Source organism: Corynebacterium uterequi, assembly GCF_001021065.1.
In the GTDB taxonomy this organism is placed as follows: domain Bacteria; phylum Actinomycetota; class Actinomycetes; order Mycobacteriales; family Mycobacteriaceae; genus Corynebacterium; species Corynebacterium uterequi.
Genome location: NZ_CP011546.1, coordinates 1,818,255 through 1,843,847, shown reverse-complemented (window position 1 = coordinate 1,843,847; position 25,593 = coordinate 1,818,255). Strand labels below are relative to the sequence as shown.

13 protein-coding genes, 1 tRNA gene, 1 pseudogene and 2 CRISPR repeat arrays (1 of these 17 cut by a window edge) are annotated in these 25,593 nt (G+C 63.7%); of the genes and pseudogenes, 4 read left to right on the top strand and 11 right to left on the bottom strand.

Features of this window, described 5'->3' with window-relative positions; translation table 11 throughout:
* Positions 1 to 311: direct repeats of the CRISPR family, unit length 28 nt; unit sequence GTTTTCCCCGCGTAAGCGGGGATGAGCC (it extends 877 nt beyond the left edge of the window).
* 63 nt (positions 312 to 374) lie between these two features.
* From CUTER_RS08535 to orn, 4 genes and pseudogenes are all read right to left on the bottom strand, one after another.
* Entirely contained in the window at positions 375 to 1,703 is a 1,329-nt protein-coding gene (locus tag CUTER_RS08535) for an ISL3 family transposase (protein ID WP_236684704.1), read from the bottom strand.
* Between the two features lie 127 nt (positions 1,704 to 1,830).
* Positions 1,831 to 4,704: direct repeats of the CRISPR family, unit length 28 nt; unit sequence GTTTTCCCCGCGTAAGCGGGGATGAGCC.
* A gap of 101 nt (positions 4,705 to 4,805) precedes the next feature.
* Positions 4,806 to 5,602, bottom strand: a pseudogene (locus CUTER_RS08530) (damage-inducible protein); the annotation flags it as partial.
* Positions 5,603 to 5,829: 227 nt separating this feature from the next.
* A tRNA-His gene (locus CUTER_RS08525) sits at positions 5,830 to 5,902 on the bottom strand.
* Positions 5,903 to 5,949: 47 nt separating this feature from the next.
* Complete coding sequence (orn, locus tag CUTER_RS08520; protein WP_047260068.1) at positions 5,950 to 6,591, bottom strand: oligoribonuclease; 642 nt, start codon at positions 6,589 to 6,591, stop codon at positions 5,950 to 5,952.
* Between the two features lie 308 nt (positions 6,592 to 6,899).
* Between orn and nrdD the strand changes: the two genes are divergently transcribed.
* Positions 6,900 to 9,068 carry an anaerobic ribonucleoside-triphosphate reductase gene (nrdD, locus tag CUTER_RS08515; RefSeq protein WP_047260067.1) on the top strand — a complete coding sequence of 723 codons (2,169 nt, stop codon included), beginning with the start codon at positions 6,900 to 6,902 and terminating at the stop codon, positions 9,066 to 9,068.
* Positions 9,046 to 9,672, top strand: coding sequence for an anaerobic ribonucleoside-triphosphate reductase activating protein (nrdG, locus tag CUTER_RS08510; RefSeq protein ID WP_082121329.1), 627 nt, complete (start codon positions 9,046 to 9,048; stop codon positions 9,670 to 9,672). The genes nrdD and nrdG overlap by 23 nt, the downstream gene beginning before the upstream one ends.
* Here nrdG and cmrA read toward each other — a convergent pair.
* Entirely contained in the window at positions 9,669 to 10,469 is an 801-nt protein-coding gene (gene cmrA / locus CUTER_RS08505) for a mycolate reductase (RefSeq protein ID WP_047260066.1), read from the bottom strand. The genes nrdG and cmrA overlap by 4 nt on opposite strands.
* 129 nt (positions 10,470 to 10,598) lie before the next feature.
* Between cmrA and CUTER_RS11115 the strand changes: the two genes are divergently transcribed.
* On the top strand, positions 10,599 to 11,342 hold the full coding sequence (locus tag CUTER_RS11115) for a chymotrypsin family serine protease (protein WP_144412296.1): 744 nt from the start codon (positions 10,599 to 10,601) through the stop codon (positions 11,340 to 11,342).
* 70 nt (positions 11,343 to 11,412) lie between these two features.
* Complete coding sequence (locus tag CUTER_RS11110) at positions 11,413 to 12,492, top strand: chymotrypsin family serine protease (protein ID WP_144412295.1); 1,080 nt, start codon at positions 11,413 to 11,415, stop codon at positions 12,490 to 12,492.
* Positions 12,493 to 12,632: 140 nt separating this feature from the next.
* Here the strand turns inward: CUTER_RS11110 and CUTER_RS08490 are convergent, their stop codons facing one another.
* The 6 genes from CUTER_RS08490 to glpA form a co-directional block, all read right to left on the bottom strand.
* Entirely contained in the window at positions 12,633 to 16,109 is a 3,477-nt protein-coding gene (locus CUTER_RS08490; RefSeq protein WP_047260065.1) for a DEAD/DEAH box helicase family protein, read from the bottom strand.
* 2,662 nt (positions 16,110 to 18,771) lie between these two features.
* A complete protein-coding gene (gene glpK, locus CUTER_RS08480) occupies positions 18,772 to 20,319 on the bottom strand; it encodes a glycerol kinase GlpK (RefSeq protein WP_047260063.1) in 1,548 nt (515 codons plus the stop codon).
* A gap of 67 nt (positions 20,320 to 20,386) precedes the next feature.
* Entirely contained in the window at positions 20,387 to 21,133 is a 747-nt protein-coding gene (locus CUTER_RS08475; RefSeq protein ID WP_047260062.1) for an MIP/aquaporin family protein, read from the bottom strand.
* A gap of 308 nt (positions 21,134 to 21,441) precedes the next feature.
* Complete coding sequence (locus CUTER_RS08470) at positions 21,442 to 22,683, bottom strand: anaerobic glycerol-3-phosphate dehydrogenase subunit C (RefSeq protein ID WP_047260061.1); 1,242 nt, start codon at positions 22,681 to 22,683, stop codon at positions 21,442 to 21,444.
* Complete coding sequence (glpB, locus tag CUTER_RS08465) at positions 22,676 to 23,914, bottom strand: glycerol-3-phosphate dehydrogenase subunit GlpB (RefSeq protein WP_047260060.1); 1,239 nt, start codon at positions 23,912 to 23,914, stop codon at positions 22,676 to 22,678. The genes CUTER_RS08470 and glpB overlap by 8 nt, the downstream gene beginning before the upstream one ends.
* Entirely contained in the window at positions 23,911 to 25,530 is a 1,620-nt protein-coding gene (gene glpA, locus CUTER_RS08460; RefSeq protein WP_047260059.1) for an anaerobic glycerol-3-phosphate dehydrogenase subunit GlpA, read from the bottom strand. Before glpA ends, glpB begins: the two co-directional genes overlap by 4 nt.
* Positions 25,531 to 25,593 lie beyond the last annotated feature (63 nt).

Below are 25,593 nucleotides of genomic sequence, written 5' to 3'. Positions count from 1 at the left end.
TGAGCCCTCCGGCGTTAGCTATTCTTCGCCGGGCGTCGAGTTTTCCCCGCGTAAGCGGGGATGAGCCCACATCCAACGACGCACCATTATCCATGCTCATGTTTTCCCCGCGTAAGCGGGGATGAGCCCCGAATTTTCGACGGCATCCCGGGCAGCGACTCGTTTTCCCCGCGTAAGCGGGGATGAGCCCTTTCTTGGCCGCTGGTTTGTCGATACTGATGAGTTTTCCCCGCGTAAGCGGGGATGAGCCCAACGCCCGATCGTGGTGCGTTGCGACCACGCCGTTTTCCCCGCGTAAGCGGGGTTGAGCCGAACGCCGCCACCACCGTCTGGGGCTGGATCCAGTTTTCCGGCTCTTCGTGTTTGAGTGTGGGTCACAGGCGTAGCCCCCCGGCGATCAACAGCATCCGTAGACGGTAGTTGTCACGGTTGCGAAACCCTCTTGCCAGGCGGCGATGAAGCTCGATCAGCCCATTGATCGCTTCCGTGCCACCATTGTTACTGCGCGCGGTGTCCCAGTACGCCAAAAAGGCATCCTTCCACCTACGCAACGTTCTGCCTAACCGGGCCATCTCCGGTATCGGACATGACGGCAGACTCCGCAACGCTTCACACGCCGCCCGCCGGCCTGCAGCCATATCCGGTTCGTGATACGCCGCCCGCAGGGCATGCGCCGCCTGCCAGGCAATAAACAACTCCTCGTGACGCGGATCGGCGGCGATAGCCGCATCAAAGCGTTGCCACTGACGCTCAGTGAGCCGACGAGGATCACAACGCACAATGGTACGAATGCCGTACAACGGATCTCCGCTTCTGCCGCGATGGCCGGTGATATGTTGCCACAACCTGCGTCGGACATCATCGACAGCAGTGACCGCCAGCTTGACGACATGGAAAGCATCCAACACGGCGGTGGCGTCGTCGAGGGTGTCATCAATGGCTCGCTTGTACCCGGCGAACGGATCCAACGCGGCGATATCCACCCGGGAACGAAAACCCTCCCCTCGTTGCCGTAGCCAGCCAGCGAGCACGCTGGCTGAGCGTCCTGGGACCAGGTCAAGAAGCCTAGCTTTGACCTTGCCGTGGTCATCGCGGCTAAGATCCACCATCCCCGTAAATTCCTTCGGGCCGCGTTTGCTGCGGCATGTGTGGTGCCAGATGTGCTCATCTACTCCTAGTGCGCTGACCCCGTCGAAGCGTGTGGGGTCAGCAGCTAAGGCCTCAAGAGCAGCCTTGACCGGCTTCCATACGGTGGACCAGGCAGTTGATAACTGCCGGGCAAGGGAATTAATGGTGGCGTGCTCCCGGCGTAGTTGTTCTAACGCCCAGGCGACCACGCGCACCGTTATGCGCTGGCGTGGCAGCGCAACCGTGGGATTGTGCTCGACGAAGGTCGTGCGTGCACAGCCGGGTGCGGGGCAGGTATACCGGCGCTTGAGCCAGCAGATCCTCACCGGCCTACCGAAAGAGGGAATGTCTACCAGCGTTACGGGTACCCGCCCATGGGCGGCGCCTGGGCCGTGACAGTCGGGGCACGCCCGTGGTGTGGGATCGGATTCGACCGTGATTTCCCGGTACTCGTCGCGGTCGTGGACGCTAAGGACGTGCACCCCGTCTAGTCCGACGAGGTCGTCGCATCGCTTACAGTAACCGGCGGGGTCGAGGTTGATGGCCTGCTGGGGGTTGGTTGTAGGATCGGACATGGGTCGAGGCCTTCGTTTCAGGATTGGTGAGTGGTATCCCCTATCCTGCTAGGGCCTCGGCCCTTATTGTGTGCACGACACCCACCCCGGGATGAGACACTCACCCACACTCAAACGCGAAGAGCCAGTTTTCCCCGCGTAAGCGGGGATGAGCCCGCAACCGCATCGACGTCGACCTCACCGATGTGGTTTTCCCCGCGTAAGCGGGGATGAGCCGAGATCATCGACTGGGGAACCATCCTCGAGGACGTTTTCCCCGCGTAAGCGGGGATGAGCCTGCCCCAAATGGTGCATGTTTTAGACAGATCGAGTTTTCCCCGCGTAAGCGGGGATGAGCCCCATGTCATCACCCACCCCCTGCCCGCGCCGTGGTTTTCCCCGCGTAAGCGGGGATGAGCCCACCATGAGGTTGACCAGCAGCATCCCGCCGATGTTTTCCCCGCGTAAGCGGGGATGAGCCGGACGCGGAGGTCGATGAGCGGCCATCGGTGCAGTTTTCCCCGCGTAAGCGGGGATGAGCCCCTCACCTGCGCATGGTGCGGCCTCCCCATCGAGTTTTCCCCGCGTAAGCGGGGATGAGCCTAACCGTTCGTGCCGGTCGCTACTCAGTAGCGCGTTTTCCCCGCGTAAGCGGGGATGAGCCCGGGTCTGAGGCGCTGCTCATTCCGTCCCAACGGTTTTCCCGCGTAAGCGGGGATGAGCCTCCCCACCCGCGCGGGCGGACCTCTCGCACTCAGTTTTCCCCGCGTAAGCGGGGATGAGCCCGGGTCTGAGGCGCTGCTCATTCCGTCCCAACGGTTTTCCCGCGTAAGCGGGGATGAGCCTCCCCACCCGCGCGGGCGGACCTCTCGCACTCAGTTTTCCCCGCGTAAGCGGGGATGAGCCCCCGAAGTATCTGATTCGGTTAGATTAACCTTGGTTTTCCCCGCGTAAGCGGGGAGGAGCCTCCGTCGGGAGATTGAGCGTATCGGTAGTGAGCGTTTTCCCCGCGTAAGCGGGGATGAGCCCCACCATGCACTTGCACACCATCGCCGACGCCAGTTTTCCCCGCGTAAGCGGGGATGAGCCGCTGTAGTCTGCCTCGGCGGTATGTCTCTCGGTGTTTTCCCGCGTAAGCGGGGATGAGCCGAGATCATCGACTGGGGAACCATCCTCGAGGACGTTTTCCCCGCGTAAGCGGGGATGAGCCTGCCCCAAATGGTGCATGTTTTAGACAGATCGAGTTTTCCCCGCGTAAGCGGGGATGAGCCCCGCGTCAAAGCGGCGCGTCTAGCGTTTCTCAAGTTTTCCCCGCGTAAGCGGGGATGAGCCCCGCGTCAAAGCGGCGCGTCTAGCGTTTCTCAAGTTTTCCCCGCGTAAGCGGGGATGAGCCGTTCCCTATCGTCACCCTCACCAACCAGCTCGCGTTTTCCCCGCGTAAGCGGGGATGAGCCGTTCCCTATCGTCACCCTCACCAACCAGCTCGCGTTTTCCCCGCGTAAGCGGGGATGAGCCCCCCACCCCGCTAGAATAGGGGCCAGCACCGAAGTTTTCCCCGCGTAAGCGGGGATGAGCCCTATTTGGCCGCCAAAATAAACCCCCAAATAGAGTTTTCCCGCGTAAGCGGGGATGAGCCCAAGCAGCCCCAACGGTGCGTGAGTGGCTGGTGGTTTTCCCCGCGTAAGCGGGGATGAGCCTCCACGGCCACTAATGTTTCGCCCCGGCTAGACGTTTTCCCCGCGTAAGCGGGGATGAGCCCCAGGTAGAGGTAAAGCTGGCTTAGGTGGTGTGGTTTTCCCGCGTAAGCGGGGATGAGCCCCACCCCGGTGACCACGTCGGCGAGATGCTGGCGTTTTCCCCGCGTAAGCGGGGATGAGCCTTTTGCTGGGGACATCTGCCGCCGTAGTCGTGGGTTTTCCCCGCGTAAGCGGGGATGAGCCCGATGACGAACTATCTTCTGCGCCACCGCCGAGGTTTTCCCCGCGTAAGCGGGGATGAGCCCTAAAACAATAAACCCCCTTACCTAGCGCAAAAGTTTTCCCCGCGTAAGCGGGGATGAGCCCGCCATCGCCCGTGAGTCGAACCGCATCGCCATGTTTTCCCCGCGTAAGCGGGGATGAGCCCTCCTCGCCCTCGCCGAAGCAGTCGGCGTCTACGTTTTCCCCGCGTAAGCGGGGATGAGCCGACCTCCCCGCCGACGCGCACGCCGTGCTAGGCGTTTTCCCCGCGTAAGCGGGGATGAGCCGGCCGTCGCCTGAACCCGGAGATTCCGATGGGCGTTTTCCCGCGTAAGCGGGGATGAGCCCATTCGCTAACCCGTTCGGACTCAAGGAGCGCCGTTTTCCCCGCGTAAGCGAGGATGAGCCCACGGGGTTGATCCCGTCGGTGAACGCGTCCCGGTTTTCCCGCGTAAGCGGGGATGAGCCGGTGGGGGGAGCGGCGTATGGTGATCGTGGGTGGTTTTCCCCGCGTACGCGGGGATGAGCCCCGACCAAGCAGCCCCACCCCCACCCCCACCAAGTTTTCCCCGCGTAAGCGGGGATGAGCCCCTCCTCGCCGTCGGTGAAGGTGCCGAGCCACGGTTTTCCCCGCGTAAGCGGGGATGAGCCTGCGCCGGGCAGGTCAAGAAATATGCGGGGTGTGTTTTCCCCGCGTAAGCGGGGATGAGCCGAACTCCGAAGAATCATCACCGCGACCCAACGTGTTTTCCCCGCGTAAGCGGGGATGAGCCCGCAAACCGGTTAGCACTAAATGTGAGCAAGATGTTTTCCCGCGTAAGCGGGGATGAGCCCCATCCGGCTACGGCGAATACGGGGTGATGACCGTTTTCTCCGCGTAAGCGGGGATGAGCCTCATGACTGACCGCCCCACCCCTCAGCAGCCTCGTTTTCCCCGCGTAAGCGGGGATGAGCCGAGACGATAAGGCCCCACCATGGTTTTCCCGCGTAAGCGGGGATGAGCCCCTCACGCGCTGGAAAGACGGGGCCCGGGCGGCGTTTTCCCGCGTAAGCGGGGAAGGGCCCAGATAGCTGAGGCATCGTTCTGCTATCCTAAGCGTCTCCACAGCAACAGCCCGTCGGCGTGCTTACGCGCCAGGTCCTCAGGTTTAATCAGCCCGGATTACAGGAGCGGGACGCTAAACGTGGAGGTACCAGCGAACGGGTCGAGGATGCACACGCCTTCATCCGTAAGCCCCTTGCCGAAGTGAATACGCGACGCTTCATCCGCGGCACGCAGGATGAAGTCCACGATCTCCACCGGGGTGTAGACAATGCCCAGGGCTTCGGCCTGCTTCTTGAAGCCTTGCGGAAGAAGCGTTCATAGAGCTCTTTAATGACGTGCAGCTTACCCGAGGCGGATGTGACTTCGCTAGCGCGCACGCGCACGGACTCGTAGAACTTCTCCAGCTGGTCGGTCTCAGAGTCAATGTGGGTGCGGTGTAGGGCCGTTACCATCGTGTCCATGACTTGGGCTACGGGGTTGTGGGCGATGAAGTCGTAGTTGTCGAATAGGGCGTTAAACACCGGGGCGGTAATCAGATGCTGGGAGAGCATCGAGATCGCGTCGTCGGCCCAGTCTTCCCAGTAGGTGCGGGTGCCGACTTTGTCGACAAGGCGGGTGTAGAGCGCTTCCTGCCACTGGTCCTGGGAGTAAAGCGCTAGTTGCTGGACGAGTTCGGAGGGATCATCCTCAGCGGCGGGATTCTTCTGGTCAGCCTCGGTGAGTTTGTTTTCGATGGTTGTGGCCGGTGGTGCTACGTGGTCAATCTCGATGGCTAGTTCGGCGACATCGCCTTCGTTGAGCGCGAGGGAGTTGATTTTGGCGTTGAAGCGGTCGTCGTGGGCGCGTAGCGCGTTGAGGAGCTGCCAGACCACTTTAAAGCACGCGTTGTCATTAAGCGCCTGGGAGAATGAACTGCCACAGAATACCGTGCGAAGCGCCGGAATGTTCAATCTTCAGACAAGCAGCCCACGCGTACAGGCGGCTCACACCTTCAGGCAGGCAATCCACCCGTACTGACAAGGAGGCTCACCGTCTAGGGAAAGCGCCGCCTCAAAACCGCAACCTCACAAGCAACAGCCCTAACTACCAGCGATGCCGGTGCGTAGAAGCGCTAACTTCCACGCACCGGCATCGGTATCTTCGGGGTGGCTGACGGGGATCGAACCCGCGACACCCAGGATCACAACCTGGTGCTCTACCAGCTGAACTACAGCCACCATTGCCGCCTTGAGCGGCGCCCTACATGTTAATGCACGTGTCTGTTTTAACAAAACCCCTGGTAGGCCTCGGTGGCGGCGCGCTTGGCGTCGAAGGCTTCTTCTGATTTCGGCCCCGGCGCCGGAGTGAAGATGGTGCGCCGGTAGTAATCGAGCTCGCGGACGGATTCGGCGATATCGGCCAGGGCCCGGTGGGACATTCCCTTCTCGGGCTGGTGGTAGTAGGTGTGCGGGTACCAGCGTCGGCATAGTTCCTTGACCGAGGAGACGTCGACCATGCGGTAGTGCAAGGCGGCGTCGAGCCGGGGTAGGTACTCACGGATGAAGCTGCGGTCGGTGGCGATGGAGTTGCCGGCCAGGGGCGCGGGGTGCTCGGGGGAGCAGTGCTCGTTGATGAGGCTGAGGACTGCGTCTTCCGCCTCGGCGAGCGTGACGGTGGAGGAGCGGATCTGATCGAGCAGACCGTTCTCGGTGTGCATGGCGGTCACATAGTCGTCCATCTCAGCGAGCTCCGAGTCGGTGGCGTGGACGACAAGGTCCACTCCCTCGCCGAGGATGGTGAGGTTGGCGTCGGTGACTAGGGCGGCAATCTCGACGATGACGTGGCGCTGGGGATCGAGGCCGGTCATTTCGAGGTCGATCCACACGAGGCGGTCGTACTTAGCGGGCAGGGTTGCGTCGTCGCTCATGGTCCCCACTCTAAACCTTCACCCGGTGACCACCCGGCGTCCACCCGGCGTCCGCCCGGCGACCACCCTGGGGTCCGCCTGGGGTCCGTTGGACGGCGGAGTGTGATTCTCCTCACGGGCTTATCGGCCCGGCTCGTGCGGATCCGTCGAAAGTTGGCACTATATGTAGTGTTCCAGATATTTCTAGCCGTGGATATATTGGGTTTTCTTGTGTGGGCGGGTAGCAGAAGGTCAGCGACTGGGGTTAGGGTGACAACCACAGACCTAACTACACGGATGAAATTACGAGAAAAGGATTACTGGTCCCCATGCGCCTCGCTACCCAGGCTTCACCCACCCGCCAGCGGACCCTCACGGTGCGCACTCGCGACGGCCGGACCTGCGCCTTTCGACCTTCCGCGGTAGCCACCGCGATCGACGCCGCCACCCGGCACGCTGGCTGCGCCTTGCGGCCCGCGAGGCTCGACGCGCTCGTTAACGCCGTCTGCGACCGGCTCGACGCGCTCGTAGCAACCGACCCGTCACGCCCGGTGACCACCGCGCAGATCGACGCCGCCGTCCTCGCCGTGTTAGATCCGCACCACGCCGCGGCGTACCGAGAGGCCGCGAAGCGCCGTCGCCGCGCCGTAACGGAGGCGGCCGACGTCGCCGCCGCCCTGGAGCGCGTCAACCGCCGCGACGCCAAGGTCATGGCCGAAAACGGCAACAAAGACGCCCGCACCTTCGTCGTCCAGCGAGAGCTGCTGGCCGGGGCGGTACACAAGGCCGAAGGACTGGCCATGCTTCCGGCAGATGTGCGCCGAGCCCACGTTGAGGGCCTCATTCACGTCCACGACCTGGACCGTTCCCCCTTCGCGGCCATGCCGAATTGCTCCCTGCCGGACTTCGAGTACCTGCTGAGCCACGGTTTCTCTCTGGGAAATGCGGTCATCACCCCGCCGCAGTCGATTGGGGTGGCTGCCACCGTTCTTGTTCAGCTGCTGGGCGCCATCTCTGGCGAGCAGTACGGCGGCATCTCGGTCCACGAATTAGACCGGCTGCTGGAACCCTTCGCCGAGAAGTCTCTAGAGAAGAATCGCGCGCTGTACGCGGAGGTGATCGACGACGCGGAGCGTATCGACGAACTCGCCCAGACCAAGACGGCGAAAGACATCTACGACGCCATGCAGGCGTTCGAGTACCAGGTCAACACCCTGACGACCTCCGCTGCGCAGACCCCATTCACCTCTATCTCGATGGGGCTCGGCACCTCGTGGTGCGCCCGGGAGATCCAAAAGGCCATCCTTGCCGTGCGGGAACAGGGCATGAGCGGGCACACCGCCATCTTCCCGAAGATCCTGTACATCGTCGATGAGGGCATCAACTTGGCCGAGGGCGACCCGAATTACGACATTAAGAAGCGCGCCATGGCCTGTTCCATGCGTCGGATTTACCCCGACCTCCTGTCCGCCCCGCGGATCCGGGAACTCAAGGACGGGCAGATGATTACCCCCATGGGGTGCCGCTCCTTCCTGCACCCCTGGCGCAATAGCCGCGGGGAGTACGAGCTGGTGGGGCGCAACAACCTGGGGGTGGTCTCGGTCAACCTTCCCCGGATCGCCACTGCTGCCCGGGGCAGCGTGGAGGACTTCTTCGCCGGGCTGGACGACGCGGTGGCCGTGGCGCTGCGCGGGCTGAAGCTGCGCGAGGAGGTGGTCCTCTCCGCTGACCTGGACAATGCGCCCCTGATGTACACCCAGGGCGGAATGGGCGACCCGACCGGAAAAACCTGCGTGCGCGACTACTACACGGGTGACAATGAGAAGCGCTCGTCTATCTCCCTGGGCTACATCGGGGTGCACAACGCGCTGGTCGCACTCACCGGCAACGAGCGTTGGCACGACGACCCGGAGGCCGTCGCACTATCGCACCGGATCCTCGAACGACTCGGGGAACTCGTCGACGCCGCGCAGCCGTCGTTCCATGCCTTCGTGTCTCTCTACGCCACTCCCTCGGAGTCCCTGTGTGACCGTTTCGCGGAGCTCGATCGCGCCTACTTCGGTACCTTGACCGGCGTTAATGACCGTGAGTACTACGAGAACTCTTTCCATTACGCCAGCTATCTACCCACCAACCCGGTGGCGAAGATCCGCTTCGAGTCTCGCTACATGTCCGCGACCCCGGGCGGGTTCATGTACTACGTGGAGGCACCGAATCTGTCGGTTAATCCACGCGCTTTCGAGGCGCTGTGGGATGAGGCCTATGACTACGTCGGCTACTTCGGCATCAATTCCCCGGTGGATACCTGCTTTGAGTGTGGATTCGAGGGAGAGTTCACCTGCGACAGCGAAGGCTATTGCTGCCCTGGCTGCGGAAATAGGGACGAGAATAAGGCCTCGGTAACCCGTCGCCTCTGTGGCTATCTGGGCTCTCCCATGAAGCGGCCAGTGGTTCACGGGAAACAAAGCGAGATCAATGCGCGCGTCAAGCACCTCTAATGCGGAACTTCTCAGGGCACCGAATACCCCGCCGAAGCGGCTCGAGCGTATCGCCCGGGCCGACGCCCGCTCTGCCAGCTGGGCCGAGCGCCCGGAGGTTCGGGTGGCCGACTACAAACCGTTCCAGGCCCTCGACGGGGAGGGGCTGCGCTGCTCCCTCTACGTCAGCTACTGTCCCTTCAACTGCCTCGGCTGCTACAACAAGGCCGCGCAGAAGGCCAGCTACGGGGTGAACTTCACTGCGGAGCTTGAGCAGCGCATCGTCGACGACCTCGGCTCCCGCCACGTGGCGGGCCTGAGCCTGCTCGGCGGGGAGCCGATGCTCTCCGCGCCGGGACTGCTGCCGCTGGTGCGCCGTATCAAAAGGGAGTGCCCGGGCAAGACGATCTGGACCTACACCGGTTATCGCTTCGAGGTGCTCGCCGGCCTGCCGGGTGCCCGCGCCGAGCTACTGCATCACACGGATGTGCTCGTCGACGGCCAATTCATCGCCGAGGAGCGGGACCCGGCGAACCCGCCCGCCTTCGCCGGCTCCGCCAACCAGCGCCTCGTGGACGTCTCAGCCTCCCTCGCCGCCGGCACGGTGGTGGAGTACCGGCCCTAGCCCATCTTGGCGTAGAACGCGCCGAGGACCCGGCTGAGCAGCGGTTTCGGGCCATAGGTGGACACGACGTCCATCGCCTTGGACAAGGGGCCGGGCACCACCCGTCGGCGATTGCGCGACAGCGCCTCTAAAGCGTCGACGGCGCAGGACTCGTACGTCGTCCACAAAAAGTCCGGGACCACCTTGTCCACGATGCTGCGCTCGGCCTCCGGGATCTCCGGCTCTCGCACCGGCCCCGGTGCCAACAACGTGCAGTGCACTCCCGTTCCCGCGAGCTCGTAGTGCAGCGCCTCGGTGAAGGTGTTGACGCCCGCCTTGGTGAACACATACGTCGCGTTGTTGGGGATGGGCAGGTTCCCGGCCGCAGAGCCGACGTTGAGAATCGCCCCCGAGCCTCGGGCGACCATGGGGTGAACGCAGGCGTGGGTGAGCCGGAACACGGCCGTGGCGTTGAGCTGGAATTGTTGCTGCTCATAGGTCCAATCCTGGCGCAGGAAGGGGCCGAAGCTGGCGATGCCGGCCGAGTTGACGAGGATGGACACCTCCCGGCCGTCGAGGGCCTCGATCAGCTCAGTGACCTGGTCCTCCTGCGACAGGTCGGCCGCATGAACCTCGACGGTGACGCCGTGGGCAGAGGTGAGCTCTTCGGCGATTCGGTCTAGCACGTCGGCGCGCCGGGCAACGAGCAACAGGTTGTGCCCGGAGCTAGCCAGGCGGCGGGCGATGGCCTCGCCGATTCCCTGCGAGGCACCGGTGACCACGGCGATGGCGGTAGGGGAGGGGGGAGGAAGAGACATCGTTTCCCTTTCGACGGAGTCCGTGGGGCAGTACCCTGCTCAGACTAGTGCACCTAGGGGGAGGAAAATGCTAGGGTGAAACGGTTAAACGGCGGTAACCCACAGTGTCAGGAGTGGTAGATGAGGTCCGTGTCCCGAATCACTGCGGCGGTGGCGACGACGATGGCGGCGGCGGCCCTGGTCCCACCCGCATCGGCCGTCACCCCGGGTGAGGCCCTGCTCACGGTGGGCGGGACCCGTAGCCTCGACTGCACGGCGGGGCCGGTGCTGAGCGTCGAGCGTCCCGGCCAGCCGACGGCACGTATCATGCTCACCGCCGGTCACTGTGCCACGGACGACGCCGGGTGGCAGGCCGACGCTGTCTACTCCTCCAGCGGCGCCCGCGTCGGCGCCCTCGACAAGGTGAAGTTGGCCGCCAACACCCCCGGCGAGACCCTCGCCGGTTTCATCCGCATGACGACGGGCGCGGACTGGGCGACGGTGCTCGTCGACGACTCCGCCTCCGGCGCGGTCATTGACACACCGGACGGTGACGTGGAACTCACCGGGGTTCGGGATTATCGCCCCACCGGCCTAAAAGAAGTGAGCTTCGATAATGCCGGGGACCCGATCTGCAAGATCGGCCTGACGACGGGGCATACATGCGGAACTCAGCTCTTCCGTACCTATAACTCTGTCTACAGCTCCGGCCTGGGATTTGCCCCCGGTGACTCCGGCGGCATCAATTACGACCCGCGAACCGGTGAGATCATCGGCATCACGGTGGAAAATTTCGGTGCCGTCGGGCGCACCCAAACCGCTGATGCCATCCTCCAAGACGCCTACGGCCTAGCCGACGGAGAGGTCGCCACCGCCGCTCAGGTTGCCCACTAAACCTGTCGTTGAACTCTTCTATAGGATAGCGAGTGCTTCCTTATCGCTCGTACCTTTTTGAGGGGTGTACATGGCCTTTTCTCTCCACCGCCTGGCTGTTCTCAGCGGCGCTTTCGTTGCCAGTGCGGCGTGCCTGACTGCCGGGATTCCATTCGCTACGGCCGCGACGGTGGCCCCGGGAGCACCCATGGTGGTCACTGCCAAGGTCCCCACTCACCCGGCTCTGCCCGCTGAGCTGGACACCGCTCGCTGCAGCCAAGGTGTCCCCGGCACCATCACCCTGGCCGATGGCACCAAGCGAGAGGTCCTCGTCACCGCCGGGCATTGCGTGGCGGCGCTGCCGGGGACGCAGTCTCAAGGCCAATTCGTTCCTAGCGGCGTGGTCTACGCCCCCAAGAAAGACGGCCTCGAGCTCATCGGAACCGCCGACCAGTGGCACATTGACTTCGCCGCGAACCCGGGAGCCCCTTTATCCCCGATGCTGCTCCTGGACCTCATGACCGGCGCCGACTGGGGAGTGGTGACGCTCGAACCTGGCGTCGACGGCACCCGGGTGGCCGACTCCATCGATGCCGCCGGTAAACCCAGCGGGCATCCGGTGGAGCTGACCGGGGTAGTGGATTTCCCTGAAGTGGCCCCATGGGGATCGTCGGCGGACAACATGGGCAACCCGATCTGCAAGCACGGCCAGACCAGCGGGCATTCCTGCGGCGTGCAGCTGTTCCGCACCACCGACGCGGTGTTTTCCACGGGAATGAACTTCGAGCACGGAGACTCCGGCGGGGTCAACTATGACCCGCGGACCAATAGGGTCATCGGCGTGACGTCCCAGGAGCTGAGCTCTATCAGCCGCACCCAGCCGCTGGACAGCGCGTTGGCCGCAGCCTTCGGCGTGCCCGACGGCCACGTGGCCGAACGCTTCACGCTGCCGGCATCCACGGCAGCCCACGATGGCGACTTCAAGCCCCTGAATGAGGAGATGGCGGAGTTCAACCAGTGGGCGGACGCCACCCTAGGCCCTGCTCCCGCACCCACTACCGGCTCTGGCGCAACGGCGCCGGGAGACGCTCCTGCTTCCCCGACGCTCTCCTCCGACGCCGCCGAAGGACTTGAGCTGCTTGCAGGCCTTATTGCCGGTTCCTCCTCGTAGTTCCTTCGCTTGCCGTGCTGAGGTAACCCCTGCGAACGAGTCACTCCTCAGCACGGGGTAGGCGGGCGCAGTCTGGAACCACAGCTCGGTGACGCCGCTTCCGTGCGCTGAACGCGTCGACCCTGCTGCGGCCTCAGCGATTAGGCGACGGGATCCACTCTTCGTTCTAGATCCTCCAGCCGGTTCTTGAGCGTGGTGACGGTGGCGATGTTGTCCTCAAACACGTCCAACGGAGTCCCATAGTCGTTATACGGTGCCTCGAAGAGCTCGCCGAGGGTGACATGGCCGTTGTGCACCAGGCCCTCGATGAGCTGGTTCATGAACTTCAACTGCAAGGAGTTGAGAGTGGCGCCGTCGAGAAGATCGGCGAAAGCCTCCCGGGCGGCGTCGCGATCCAACCCCACTACATCCCGAGCGAAGCGCGGCAAGGAGACGCCGAGGCGCTCGTGAAGATCCTTAACATTCCCGGCCTGGGCCTGCGCCACCAGCTCTTCGAGGTGCTCGACGTCCACCGTGGTCAACGGGATCGCCCGGCGAATCTTCTGCAGCACCAGCGCGTCACCGTGGCCTTTGAGGAACTCGCGTAGTTTTTCTTCCAGGGAGCTTTCCACCACGGTGCCGGCGGCATGGAGGGCGTCGAGCACACTATGCTCCAGCGCGCCCAGCTCATCGGCGACGTCGACGGTAACCACATTGCGGTGACCCCGGTCGACGTATCGGATGAGGTGACGCACACCGCGTCGTAGCGCCTCGAGTTCGTCGACGCTCACCGACTCCCACCATGACTCGCGGGCGGCCTCCTCGAGCATGTCAGCGCGTTCGGCGATGGCGGGGACCGTCGTCTTCGTCAGCAGGTTGCGCGCCAGCCGTCTGACCTTCTCCTCTGCCGCGTCACCGATAGGTTCATCATTGGCGAGACGCACTTGCATGCCCACGATGAGCAGGTCGAAGCGCTTGGCATATTCTTCCTCACCTGAGGAGGCGAAAGGCAGCGACGCCAGGTGCTCTTCGGCTTCGGCGAGCAGGGCGGCGTCGAGCGCTTCCCACGTTAGGGCCCGGCGGAACTTCTCCACGATGGGTCGCGTGGCGGGCGCGATAAGCGGGGAATCTATAGGGACGCTGGCAACCTGCGTGCGCAACAGCTCGGTGAGGTCGGCGGTGAGGCCGTCATGTTGCTCATTGACGCTGCGCAGCGCGTCGAGGAGCTGAATGCGGGCGATGAAGAGCCGCTCGCTCAAGGAGCGCTGGGCGGAGCCATCGGTACGACCCGGTTCCACCTCACTGCTGAAGCGGCGGAGGTTATCGCAGTAGTCGAAGACGAAGAACTCCTTCTTGTCCAGGCCGGGGCCGAAGAGATCCGGGCACAGGCGGGTGCCGCGGCCGATCATCTGCCAGAATTTCGTCTGCGAGTGCACGGGTTTGAAGAACACGAGGTTGACGACCTCGGGGACGTCGATGCCCGTGTCGAGCATGTCCACGCTGATGGCGACGTCGACGGAGTCGGCCGTAGTAGCGGAGAAGCTGTCAATGAGCGCCTGGGAACGGGAGGACTGATACGTGATGACTTCCGCGCTGACCTGCGGATTGATGATCCGTAGGCGGCGGTAGATGGCGTCGGCGTGCTGCTGGCTGCGGGCGAAGATGATGGTCTTGCCCATCCGGTCCGCCCCATTGACCTTGATGGCGTGCTCGAGGACTTGGGTGAGGACCAGGTCAATCGTCGTGGTATTGAGCAGCGTGGCGTTGATCTCCGCGGCGTGTGCTCGCTCCGGGGCGGCCAGTGGCGTGCCGTCCTCATCGACTCCCCACTCTTGGTTATCCCAGGCGATCTTTTCCTCGTCGCTGAGTTCGGAGTAGGCGATGCCGGAGTGAAGGACGACGGACGTCGCGGCGAAGGCCTTGAAAGGCACTAGGTAGGCCTCATCGATGGCCCGGCTCAGGCTATAGTCACCGGTCGGCTGGCCGTCGCGGAGGTGAAACAGGCCGTAGGTGTTGTGGTCCACCTCGTCGCGCGGGGTGGCGGTGAGCCCCAGAAGGAAGGCATCAAAGTAGTCGATGATGCGCTGGTAGCGGTTGTAGATGCTGCGGTGGGCCTCGTCAAGGACAATGAGATCAAAGTAATAAGGGCTGAAACCGGTGCCTAAGAGCCCCATCATCGTGGGGTAGGTAGACACGTAGATGCTGCCCGGACCGGGGTTGGATTCCAGGAGGTTAACCACGCCGGCTTCCGGGTACAGGGCGGAAAAGGCGCGTGCGGCCTGGTTGACCAGAGAGACCCGGTCCGCGAGGAAGAGCACGTTTTTCACCCAGCCGGCCCGTTGAAGCAGTTTGATCAGCGCCAGGGATACCCGGGTCTTGCCGGTGCCGGTCGCCATGACCACCAAGGCGCGGCGGTGGCCGGCCTCGAAGCGCTCGGTGACTGCCCGGATCATCTCCTCCTGATATGGCCTCCCGGCGATTGCCGTGTCGTGCGCTGTGGTGGCTAGCGGCCTACGCTGCGTGCGTTTGCTGATGATCTGATGCAGCTCGTCGGCGGTGGCGTAGCCTTCTACTTCCCGTGGCGGATAGCCCAGGGCATCATCCCACAGGTAAACGAGGTAGCCGGTGGTGTAAAAGATGACCGGCCGATGGCCCGTGGCCCGCTCTACCTCATCCGCATACTGGCGGGCCTGCTCACGGCCCGCCGACGGCGCAGCCCCGGACTTCTTCCCCTCCACGATGGCCAGGACGCGCCCGTCGCTGCCCATGAGCGCGTAGTCAATCCTCGCGCCGCTGGGCAGGCGATACTCCTCCAGGAGGTTTCCTCTATCCCGACTGAACCCGGCTGTGGCCAGCATCGGGTCGATGACGTCGCGCCGCGTATCGGCCTCGCTGATGGTGTACATCGAGGAGGTGTCCACCTGGCCCGCATCCTTTTGGGCAGCCACGAGGTCCCGGCGGGTCTGTTCTTCAAGCTGCGCTTTGAGCTGCGCGAACTCCCGTTCCAACTCTTCTTTGGCCAAGGCGTCAGCGGCGGCTTTTTTCTTGAAGCGCTGAGCCTCCTCCAAGGCCTGCTCGGCGCGGCGTAGGGCCTGCTCGCGCTGCTCGGTGAGCTGGAGAGTCTCCTGTGTGCGCTGGGATAGCTGCCTTTCCAACGCGCTGAGTTGACGGTCGTTGAGTTGTGCCTGCTTAGGGGCCTGGGTGAGGATGCTGGGGTCAAAACCCGTGGTGGGCAGCGCAGCCTGACCCAGCCCGGAGGTATTCGCCGCCGCCCAGACGAGGATGTCGTAGAGATGCTGGACCACGCGCGCCATCCGCGTCGGGTCAATGAAGCCAGCGCCGTGGGCGGCGCTATTGCCGAAGCGGCGCACCGCAGCAATCTTGGTGTTGATGGCGTCGGGCGCGAAGCGGCGGAACCGCGGATCCTTGGCGAGATCGGCAAACGAGGCCTCGGCCGACGCAGGGACGGTGAGGAAGGCGCAGACGTGCCGGACCACCTGATCGGCCACGAACCGCGCCTGCATGGCCGACGCCCGCGGGTTCGTCAGCGCAGCTGCTTCGAGGTTGCGGCAGTCCGCCAGCAGCCGGGGGAAGGCGAGGCCGACGAAGGCAAAGTTGGTGCGGTGCGGTGTGGTCATGGGCGCGGGGTCCTTTGGCGGGCGGGGACTACTTTGTTAAAAAGTACCGGAAGCCACGGCGGCCAGCAGGGTCTTTACCGTGCCCGACGTGTCCTTAAGGCGCACAAGCTCGCAGGTTGCGATGCCTCGAGAGCGCTGGCCAATAGGTTCAGGCCCGCGCAGTGGCGAAGCCTCGAGGGTGCTCAGGCTTGGTAGCCGAAGAATCGTGGCTCTAGCCTGCCAATGCGACGGTAGCGAGTGACACCCCAACGCCCGAGCAGCACCGAACTATCCAGCAAAGAAGCGGTGAGGACAGTGGGCGCGGACGCCTCTATCCCGCCGCGGTTGCGGCGGGAGGGAGAGCACTGTGGAAGCACCAAGGGCTCTCTGCCGTCGTTGAAATCGACAGCGTCGTGCGGATAGCGAGAAGCAGCGGAAGCCGATGACCGGAGAAAGGGTACGGCGCTAACCCCAAGGGGGGGAGTTTCACCTAAAAGCAGAGGTGAAAGGCAATACCCTACCGTAATAATCCGGAGAAGTCAATAATTTGCAAAAATCTTGAGCCTAGAGGGTCATCTCTCATTTCAAATCTAGGCACGCCTCCCCAGGCTCGTTAGCATGGAACCAAAGACCGTGCAGTCTAGGAGAAGGAACTAGGGCGTGCACTTAGGAACAGCTGGAGCGCACCTGGCGGCAAACTTCCACCCCAAGTATACGCAGTGTTCTGGGATGATCGATCCCGCTGTGGGTGACCAAAATTTTCCCCTCGAGGGCGAGCTGGGAGAATTGCGCCACTTAGGCTACGAGTCGGAGCGCGTCACTGCTCAGGACTCGTGCCCAACACACGCACAGATTTCAGGAGTCCGTAGACGAGTCCTTGGGATTGGCGATATGGAAACGTTCATCGCCAGAAAACGTTGGCCCTGAACCAGATTGACGAAGGAGTCGGAGATTACCTATGAAAGGTTATGTCGGCACAGGTTGGTTTTACGTGTTCGGTTACACCTCCCTCCGTTGGGGTGACCCCCGAACACTACGTTGAGGGATGTGTGTGATGTCGCGGAACTGTCAAGCTTGCCCTGGGGAAACACGGATTGTCCAAAAGAGAGAGAAACTTCTGAACCTTTTTTGGCTTCTGACGTTGTCGGTCCCATCTTCAGGAGCGGTATATGATTGTTTAGTGAATGCAAGTAATTGGTTAAACTATGGTTTGGGGCTGACCTCAGTGCTGATACTGTTTGGAACTTTACTATATTTTGCCCCCCGATATAATGTCATGAAATCTAGAATGTTCCTTGGTCGATCCTTTGTGCCACTATTTCTCACCTATATTCCAGCAACGGTGGGGTGGTGGCAGGGAGTTTTATCGGTGCCAACTTTGCTATTCCCTATTATTGCTTACCTCTTTGTCGGAGTAAACGGTTCTCTCTTGGATTGGGCTGAACGGGATTGAGGCAATCTTCTTCCTGGCGGATATAATTTTTCCGTATGACTGGGCCCATGGGCGTTGCGTGTCTATAGCTGCCGGTAGTCGCCCCGACGATCTTATGAGGGCGGCCACCGCAGTTCCTTTCGAATCAACTCTTACACTTCTCGAAAGAATGAACCCCCGATGGCCGCCAGGGGGACCCCGTCCCGAGGTCTCATCGTTGTTGGAGCCTTCGGGAATTAAGATGGGACAATCATAGCAGTAAACTGGCTCTTCTTTCTGAGCTTGTGGCGGGCGGCCTTGGCCTCGATATCTCAGGTGTCCGTCCCATGGTCGCGAAGCGTGTTGACGAGCTCAGCTATGTTGATGGTTCCCACGCCCGAAAGTATATTGCAGATGCATTGCACTTGCATTCTATCTTCGTTGCGTTGCAATCAACTTTGACTGCATGCTGACTGGGGCCGGAGTGAGGGGATCTCTCAGAAGACTTGCTCGCATTAATGGCGACCATTGACGCAGGTAGGAGCGTATATCCGGGAATCGAGGTTGCCCTAGGGGGCTGTGTTCAAACTCGCTCGACAGGCGTTCTGCCGACTGGGGTTCCGTGAGTCGCAATGTTGATTGTGCTGAAATGAATCTTCGTTGCAATGCTGAGGGGAACCACACAATGATCGGCGTAACGACCCGAAATCCCCCTGGCCGCATAGGGGGACAACAGTGCGACCCTTCGACCCGGCACTGCTCGAGTTCACCACAGAGGAGCTAACAAAGGAAGACGAGGTATGGGACGTCCACTCCCCGGGGCCAACATAGCAGGCCTGCAAACAGGTAAACGACCGCTCAGCTGGGAGACCTGTCAGGACCTGCTCGCAGTGATGTGTCAGGATTGGGGCGGCCAACGGATGCGGGTCATCAACCCGTGGCTGGAGAAGGAGCACCATCCCGGGGGTTCCTTCAACCCGGCCAGCCTCGCGGCAGTCAGGGATACGAGGAGGGTTGCGGCGACTTTGAGGGATGCCTGGACCGGCTCCAACCTCGTGTGCCCTCGGGCCAGTTGAATGGACTCGGAGGCCGTGGACGATGACGTTGCCGAAGATGGCGTGTACGGGAGCCGTCTCCTCGGCAACGTATGGCCGTCGTTATGCCTGGACCGTCGCAGCGCGTAGTGCCGTGGCGCTAGAGCCCCAGCCCGCCCGGGCAGTACCGGCGCCTCACCAACGCCGGACCGGCAACACCGGCACCGCTACGGAACGCCTATTCCTCGGTGGTGGTGGGCTCTTCGACCTCGGTGTCCTCATCCACCCAGTCAAGGGTCCGGGTGACGGCCTTCTTCCACAGGCGCATGCGGCGCTCGCGCTTGTTGACGTCGATGTTCGGGGAGAAGCGCTCGGACTCCTGCCAGTTGGCGACGATGTCGTCGAGGCTGTCCCAGTAGCCGACGGCGAGGCCGGCAGCGTAGGCCGCACCCAGGGCGGTGGTTTCCGCGACCTGAGGCTTGACGGCGTCGACGCCAAGCACGTTGGCCTGGAACTGCATGAGCTGGGCGTTGGCGGTCATGCCGCCGTCGACGCGCAGTTCTTTAAGCTCCACGCCGGAGTCCGCGTTCATCGCGTCAAGGACTTCCGCGGTCTGGAAGGCGGTGGCCTCCAAGGCGGCGCGGGCGATGTGGCCGGCATTGTTGAAGCGGGTCAGGCCGACGATGGCGCCGCGGGCGTCGTCGCGCCAGTGCGGGGCGAACAGCCCTGAGAAGGCGGGAACGAAGTAGACGCCGCCGTTGTCGTCGACGGTTTCAGCCAGCTTCTCCACCTCGGCGGAGGTCTTGATGATGCCGAGGTTGTCGCGCAGCCACTGGATGAGGGAGCCGGTCACGGCGATGGATCCCTCCAGGGCGTAGGTGGGCTTGCCGTCGCCGAGCTTGTACGCGACCGTGGTGATGAGCCCGTTGTCGCTGAACATGGGGGTCTCGCCGGTGTTCATAAGCATGAAACAGCCGGTGCCGTAGGTGTTCTTGGCCATGCCCTTCTCGAAGCAGGCCTGGGCGAAGGTGGCGGCCTGCTGGTCGCCGAGGATACCGGAGATCGGGGTGTCCACCAGCAGCCCGTTCTTGCGGCCGTAGCCGTAGATTTCGGAGGAGGATTTGATCTCCGGAAGCATGGACATGGGCACGCCGAAGATCTCGCAGATGTCCTCGCGCCACTGGCAGGTGTTGATGTCCATGAGCAGGGTGCGCGACGCGTTGGTGACGTCGGTGACGTGGACGCCGCCGTTGACTCCGCCGGTGAGATTCCACAGCACCCACGTGTCCGGGGTGCCGAAGATCAGGTCGCCGGCCTCGGCGCGCTCCCGGGCGCCCTCTACGTTGTCGAGGATCCACCGGATCTTCGAACCGGAGAAGTAGGGAGACAGCCGCAGGCCGGTGTCCTTCTGGAAGCGGTCCACGCCGCCGTCCTCGGCAAGCTCCCGGATGAAGCCGGCGGTGCGGGAATCCTGCCACACGATGGCGTTGTACACGGGCTCGCCGGTGTTCTTGTCCCACACAATGGTGGTTTCACGCTGGTTGGTGATGCCCACCGCGGCGAGGGCGTGGCGGTTGATTTCGGCGTCGCTTAAGGCCAGGCCGACGACGTCGCGGACGGAGGACCAGATCTCCTTCGGATCATGCTCCACCCAGCCCGCCTTGGGGAAGATCTGGGTGAACTCCTTCTGTCCGATGCCCTGGATGGTGCCGGTCTTGTCGAAGACGATGGCGCGCGACGAGGTGGTGCCCTGGTCGATGGCGAGGACGAACTTCTTCTCGGTCATGGTGACTCCTTGGAATCTTGTGGTCTTACGCGAAAGAGGGGGTTATCGATGAGGCTATCCGGCGGGGCTACCCGGCGACCAGGCCCAGCATGTTCTCGCCGAAGACGAGCCCGGCGAGGACGCCGCCGATGATCGGTCCGACGATGGGGACCCAGGCGTAGCCCCAGTCGGAGCCGCCCTTGCCCTTGATGGGCAGCACGGCGTGAGCGATGCGGGGGCCAAGGTCACGGGCCGGGTTGATGGCGTAGCCGGTGGGGCCGCCGAGGGAGGCGCCGATGGAGACGACGACGAGGGCAACGGCCAGCGGGCCGACGGCCGACTCGGTGTGCCCGGAGACCAGCACCCACGCGACGAGGACGAAGGTGCCGATGATCTCGGTGATGGTGTTGGCCAGTCCGTTGCGGATAGCGGGACCGGTGGCGAAGGTGCCGAGGATTTCGCCCTGGTCGGGGTGCTCGTCGTAGTGCTGCTTGTAAGCGGCCCACGCCAGCACTGCGCCGAGGAAGGCGCCGAGGAACTGGGCGCTGAGGTAGGTGAGGACGCTGGCGAGGTTGACCGCTACGCCGGGGACGAATTCCTCCGCGCCGGAGGCCAGGACGCCGAGGGTGACGGCCGGATTGAGGTGTCCGCCGGACTGCCAGGCGATGTACACGCCGATGAACACAGCGAGACCCCAACCGAAGTTGATGAGCAGCCAGCCGCCGCCCTGGCCCTTGGACTTGTTGAGGAGGTTGGTGGCCACGACGCCGACGCCGAGGAGCAACAGGAAGGTGGTTCCCACCAGTTCGGCAAGGAACACATGCATGAGGCTCATATAATCAGCCTTTCTGAAAAAATTGGGGGTAGGACGTGGGGTGTGACTTCCTGGTCGATGCCTAACTTTGCCACATCCACGTTGGCAGAAATGTTTGTTTGCCGCGTCCGGGCTTCACTATGAGATACGGTGCATCGGCCGAGGTGGGCGGCTGCACACATGTTCATCACCTGGATAAGAAAAGGCCCGACCTTGCTGGGAAGGTCGGGCATGGCGGCACGGCGAGGTTGACGGCGGTACGGCGCCGTTACGCCGTCGCCGCCGCCTGCTTCGTCGCCGCCAGAAGGGGTAGCGAGCGGGGGTAGCGCTTAGGAGAGTCCGAGGGCGCGGTGGATGATCTCGATGGGATGGACCACCTCAGCGCCGGTGCCCTTGCGGATCTGCCAGCGGCACGTCTCCGTGTCACAGGCAGCCAACTCGGGGTTGACGTCCTGGACCTTACGGAAGAGCTGCGCCCCCACCTTCTGGGCGATGTCGTACTTCTCCTTCTTCAAACCATAGGTTCCGGCAATGCCGCAGCAGGCCTCGCCAGACTCCACCACGGTCACCCCGGGAATCGTCTCCATCACCCGAATGGCCGGCTTGCCCAGGCCCTGGCTCTTGACCTGGCATGGCTGGTGATAGGGGATGGTGACGTCGAGGCGCTGCAGCTCGTCGACGGGGAACTCGCCGTCGTCGATAAGCCGGAGCAGAAACTCGTTGATGTCTTCCGTGCGCCCGGCCACGTCGTCGAGCGACGGGTCGTCAACGCCCATGATCTCCTGCGCCTCGTGGCGCAGCATTCCGCCGCACGACCCCGACGAGGAGATGATGGGCAGATGCCGCGGGGCGGTGCGCAGCTGTCCGGCGAGCTTGAGAACCTTCTTCGTTGCGTCGTCGAACATGCCGTTGGACTGCGAGGCCAGGCCGCAGCAGCCCTGCTTGGGAACAAGCACTTCGTAGCCTAGGTGCTCCAGCACCTCGACGGTCGCCTTGGAGGTTTGTACCTCGAAGTATCCGCCGGCGCAGCCGTGGAAGAAGATCACCGGGCCGCGGGGGAAGGGCCCGGTGACGGACTTGCGGTGTTCCTTGAACCAGCTCATGAAGGTCCGCGGCTGGGCAACGGGGATCGGCGCCTCGGCATGAACACCGACGACGACCTCAACAAGCTTGCGCACCGGCATCTGCTTCAGCGCCGCGTTGGCGATCGGGGCGAAGGGGGTGAGCAGGCGGCCTTCTAGCTCAGTTTGGGTGATGAGCCGATCCCGCAGCGGCATGTGGTCCTGCTTCATGACCGCGCGCGCCTGTCCGTTGATCTCGGCGATCTTGACCCCCTGGGGGCATACGGTGGTGCAGATCGCGCACCCGGAGCAGTAGTCGAGCGAGTGGTCGACGCTCTCGCCGTTGCGGAACCGCTCCGCCTGGGGGCCCACGTACTTCGGTCCGGGGAACAACTCCGTGACCTTGGCCACGGGGCACTGGGTCTCGCAGATGGTGCACTTAACGCAGGCATCGAGTGAGGCTCGGGTGAGCGAGGCCTGGGCATGTTCGATGGCGGAGACGTTATTCATGAGTGAGCTCCTCGTTCTCGCTGATGGCAGTGACGGCCGCCCAGGCAGCACCCAGGCAGATTCCCTCGCCACTGAGTTCGCTGAAGGGCAGGGCGCCGCCGAGAACATCGCCGGCGGCGTGAAGATTCCGGTAGACATGCGCGCCGTCCGCGCCGACGGGGCGCATCCGCTCGTCGACGCGCACGCCACAGCGCAGGATCTCCTCCAACGACGACAACTCCGCCGGATCCTTCCCGCCAGGAATCGCGATGGGCAGGTGGAAGACTGGTTCCGTGATGACGCCGTAGGAATCGCGAGCCAGCCCACCAGACTCGAAGCCGCCAGGAGCGTGGATGACGGCGTCCACCCGCGACGCTGTCACACGCCCGGCGCGCTGCACACGCACCGCAGTGATGGCGTCGCCGTCGACGACGGCACCGACCGCCCGAGCATTGAGGTGAATGTCCACCCGGGCGGCTCGGCAGGCATTGACCAAGAGGTCATGCAGCCGCCGGCCGCCGATAGCCGGCGGCGGAACGAGTACTTCGCCGACGCCGCGACCCACCCGCCTGGCGATCGCCGGCGCGGTGGCCGGGTCAAGGCCGAGGGCGGCGGGAACAAGCAGGATCTCCTCGCCGCGGCCGACACTCGACAGGGCGGTGACGAGCTCTTCGGCGTGATCGTCCCACATCCGGGCCAAGGTGGTGGCGGTCGCGTCACGTTCGCCGCCGCGGGCGGCTACGTCTATCACCTCGGAGCGAACGGTGACGGACACGTGCGGGCTGCGCGCGAGGTTATCGGCCACGAGGGACGCTGGCAGGTCCTTAAAGACAGAAAGGCCAACGACGACGTAGCTGGCCCCGTCGACGAGGACCGAGCTGCGCAGGCTCGCCGGAACGCCGTACGTGGGGCGGGCGGCGCCGACGGAGGTGGGCACGAGCCGGTTGGCGTCGGCGAAGTCGAAGCCCAACGGCCGGGCCGGGCCCTCAGCCAGCCACGACAGCCCGGCCCGAACGTTGGCGGAGCCGATCGCTGCGTAGGGGTGGGTCGGCTCGGCTGCGTCGACCTCGGCGAAGGGATCGGTCACCAGGGTGCCGTCGGCGCGCCACCCGTACACGTCGAGGCTGCCGTGGGACAGCAAAGTACCGCCGTAGCCTTTGGCGATGACGTCTACGCGGTGGCCGCGCTCGGCGGCCATGAGCGCGGCGGAGAGGCCGGCGAGACCGGCGCCGATGACGATGATGCGGCTCATGCCTGAGAACCTTCCTTGTGCAAGTAGTACAGATCTCCGGTGGCGCGTTTGGCGGCGTCGGAGGAAGCGGGCAGATGATCGACGTCGAGCAACCCAGAGATCACCCATCGGTTCAACGCAGCCTCGTGCAGCTGCTGGCCGGTCAGCAGCGGCGCCAGGCCCTGACCGCGGTTTTTGAAGAACAGCCGCAGCAGCGTGGTGGTGCGGTCGGCGTCGGGCTGCTGTTCGTGGACGACGCCGGCCGCGCGCGCCCCGCAGAACGTGCCTTGACACGGGCCCATGCCTAGGCGGACCTCGCGGCGGATGTCGTCCAGGTTCGCGTGAGGCTGCATGGCCAGGGCTTTTTCGATCATGGGTCGAGTGACGAGCTCACACTCGCACAGGGTCTGCTCGGCGAGGCGGTCGTCCTCCCGGTCGGCGAGGCGATCGGTGATCTTGTGTAATTCCTCGCTGTGGGCAGTGGGCACGGCCTCGGTGGCGGTGCGACACGGGGCGTCGTGCCCCATCTGCTCGCACAGCTGGTCCACCACCTTCTCCGCCATGAGCCGGTAGGTGGTGAGCTTGCCGCCGATGATGGAGAAGAAGCCGCGGAGTCCGTCGCGCCGGGAGTGGTCCACGATGAGCATTCCGCGGGACATGTGCCGGGTGTCGTGGGCGTCGACTCGGGAGTCCTTCACCAGCGGGCGGGCGCCGGCCCAGGCGTGCACCGCGCGGGACTGCCGGAAACCGGGGACGAGGATCTCACCGGCGTCGAGCATCTGCTGGATTTCCTTGCTCGGGATCTCCAGATAGTCGGGGTCGTCGGCCTCCTGGTCCGTCGTCCCGATGATGGACACCGTGTGGGCGGGAACGAGGATGTCGCCGTCGGAAGGGTAGATGCAGCGGTTGATGACGGTGTTGACGAGCCGGTGGTTCATCGCCACCATGATCCCGCGGCCGGAGACCACCTCCAGGCCGGGGCATCCGGCGGAGTCGGCGATGGTGCCGGCCCACGGCCCGCCGGCGTTAATGACCCCGCGGCAGCTGATGAGCACCTCCTCGCCTGTTTTCTCGTTTGTGCACCGTACCCCCGTGACGTGGTCGCCCTCGCGCAGGATCTCCTCAGCGCGGTGGTAGGTCAAGGTGGTGGCGCCGTACTGTTCGGCTGAGCGCACGCATCCGCGGACCATCGCCCAGCCGTCGACGCTGCCGTCGCGGACCGCGAAAGCCCGGGTGAGGCCAGGGTTAAGACGAGGCTCGCGTCGCAGCGCCTCTGCCGGGCTGATTTCCTCGACAGGAACACCGGTGGCGTGGCAGCCAGCGAGGAATTGATCCCCGTAGGCGTCGTCGTCCTCCGGGGTGACAACAAACAAACCGCCGGTATCTTCCACGGCGTCGGGGTGGATACGGCGCAGGATCTCGTTTTCTTCCGCGCATTCGGTCGCTGATTGGGGATCGGACACCACGTACCGGCCGCCGGAGTGCAGCAGACCGTGGAACCGTCCGCTGGTTCCCTGGGCAAGGTCCGCGCGCTCGACGAGAATGGCGCGCAAGCCGCGCATTGCCACGTCTCGCACGCACCCAGCACCGGTGGAACCGCCACCGATCACGACAACGTCGCACTCAAAGTGCACCATAGGGGAGCTCCCGTTCTTCGTGTCGAAACAGTTGTGTCTAGCGTTGAACTCAGACTATGGCCT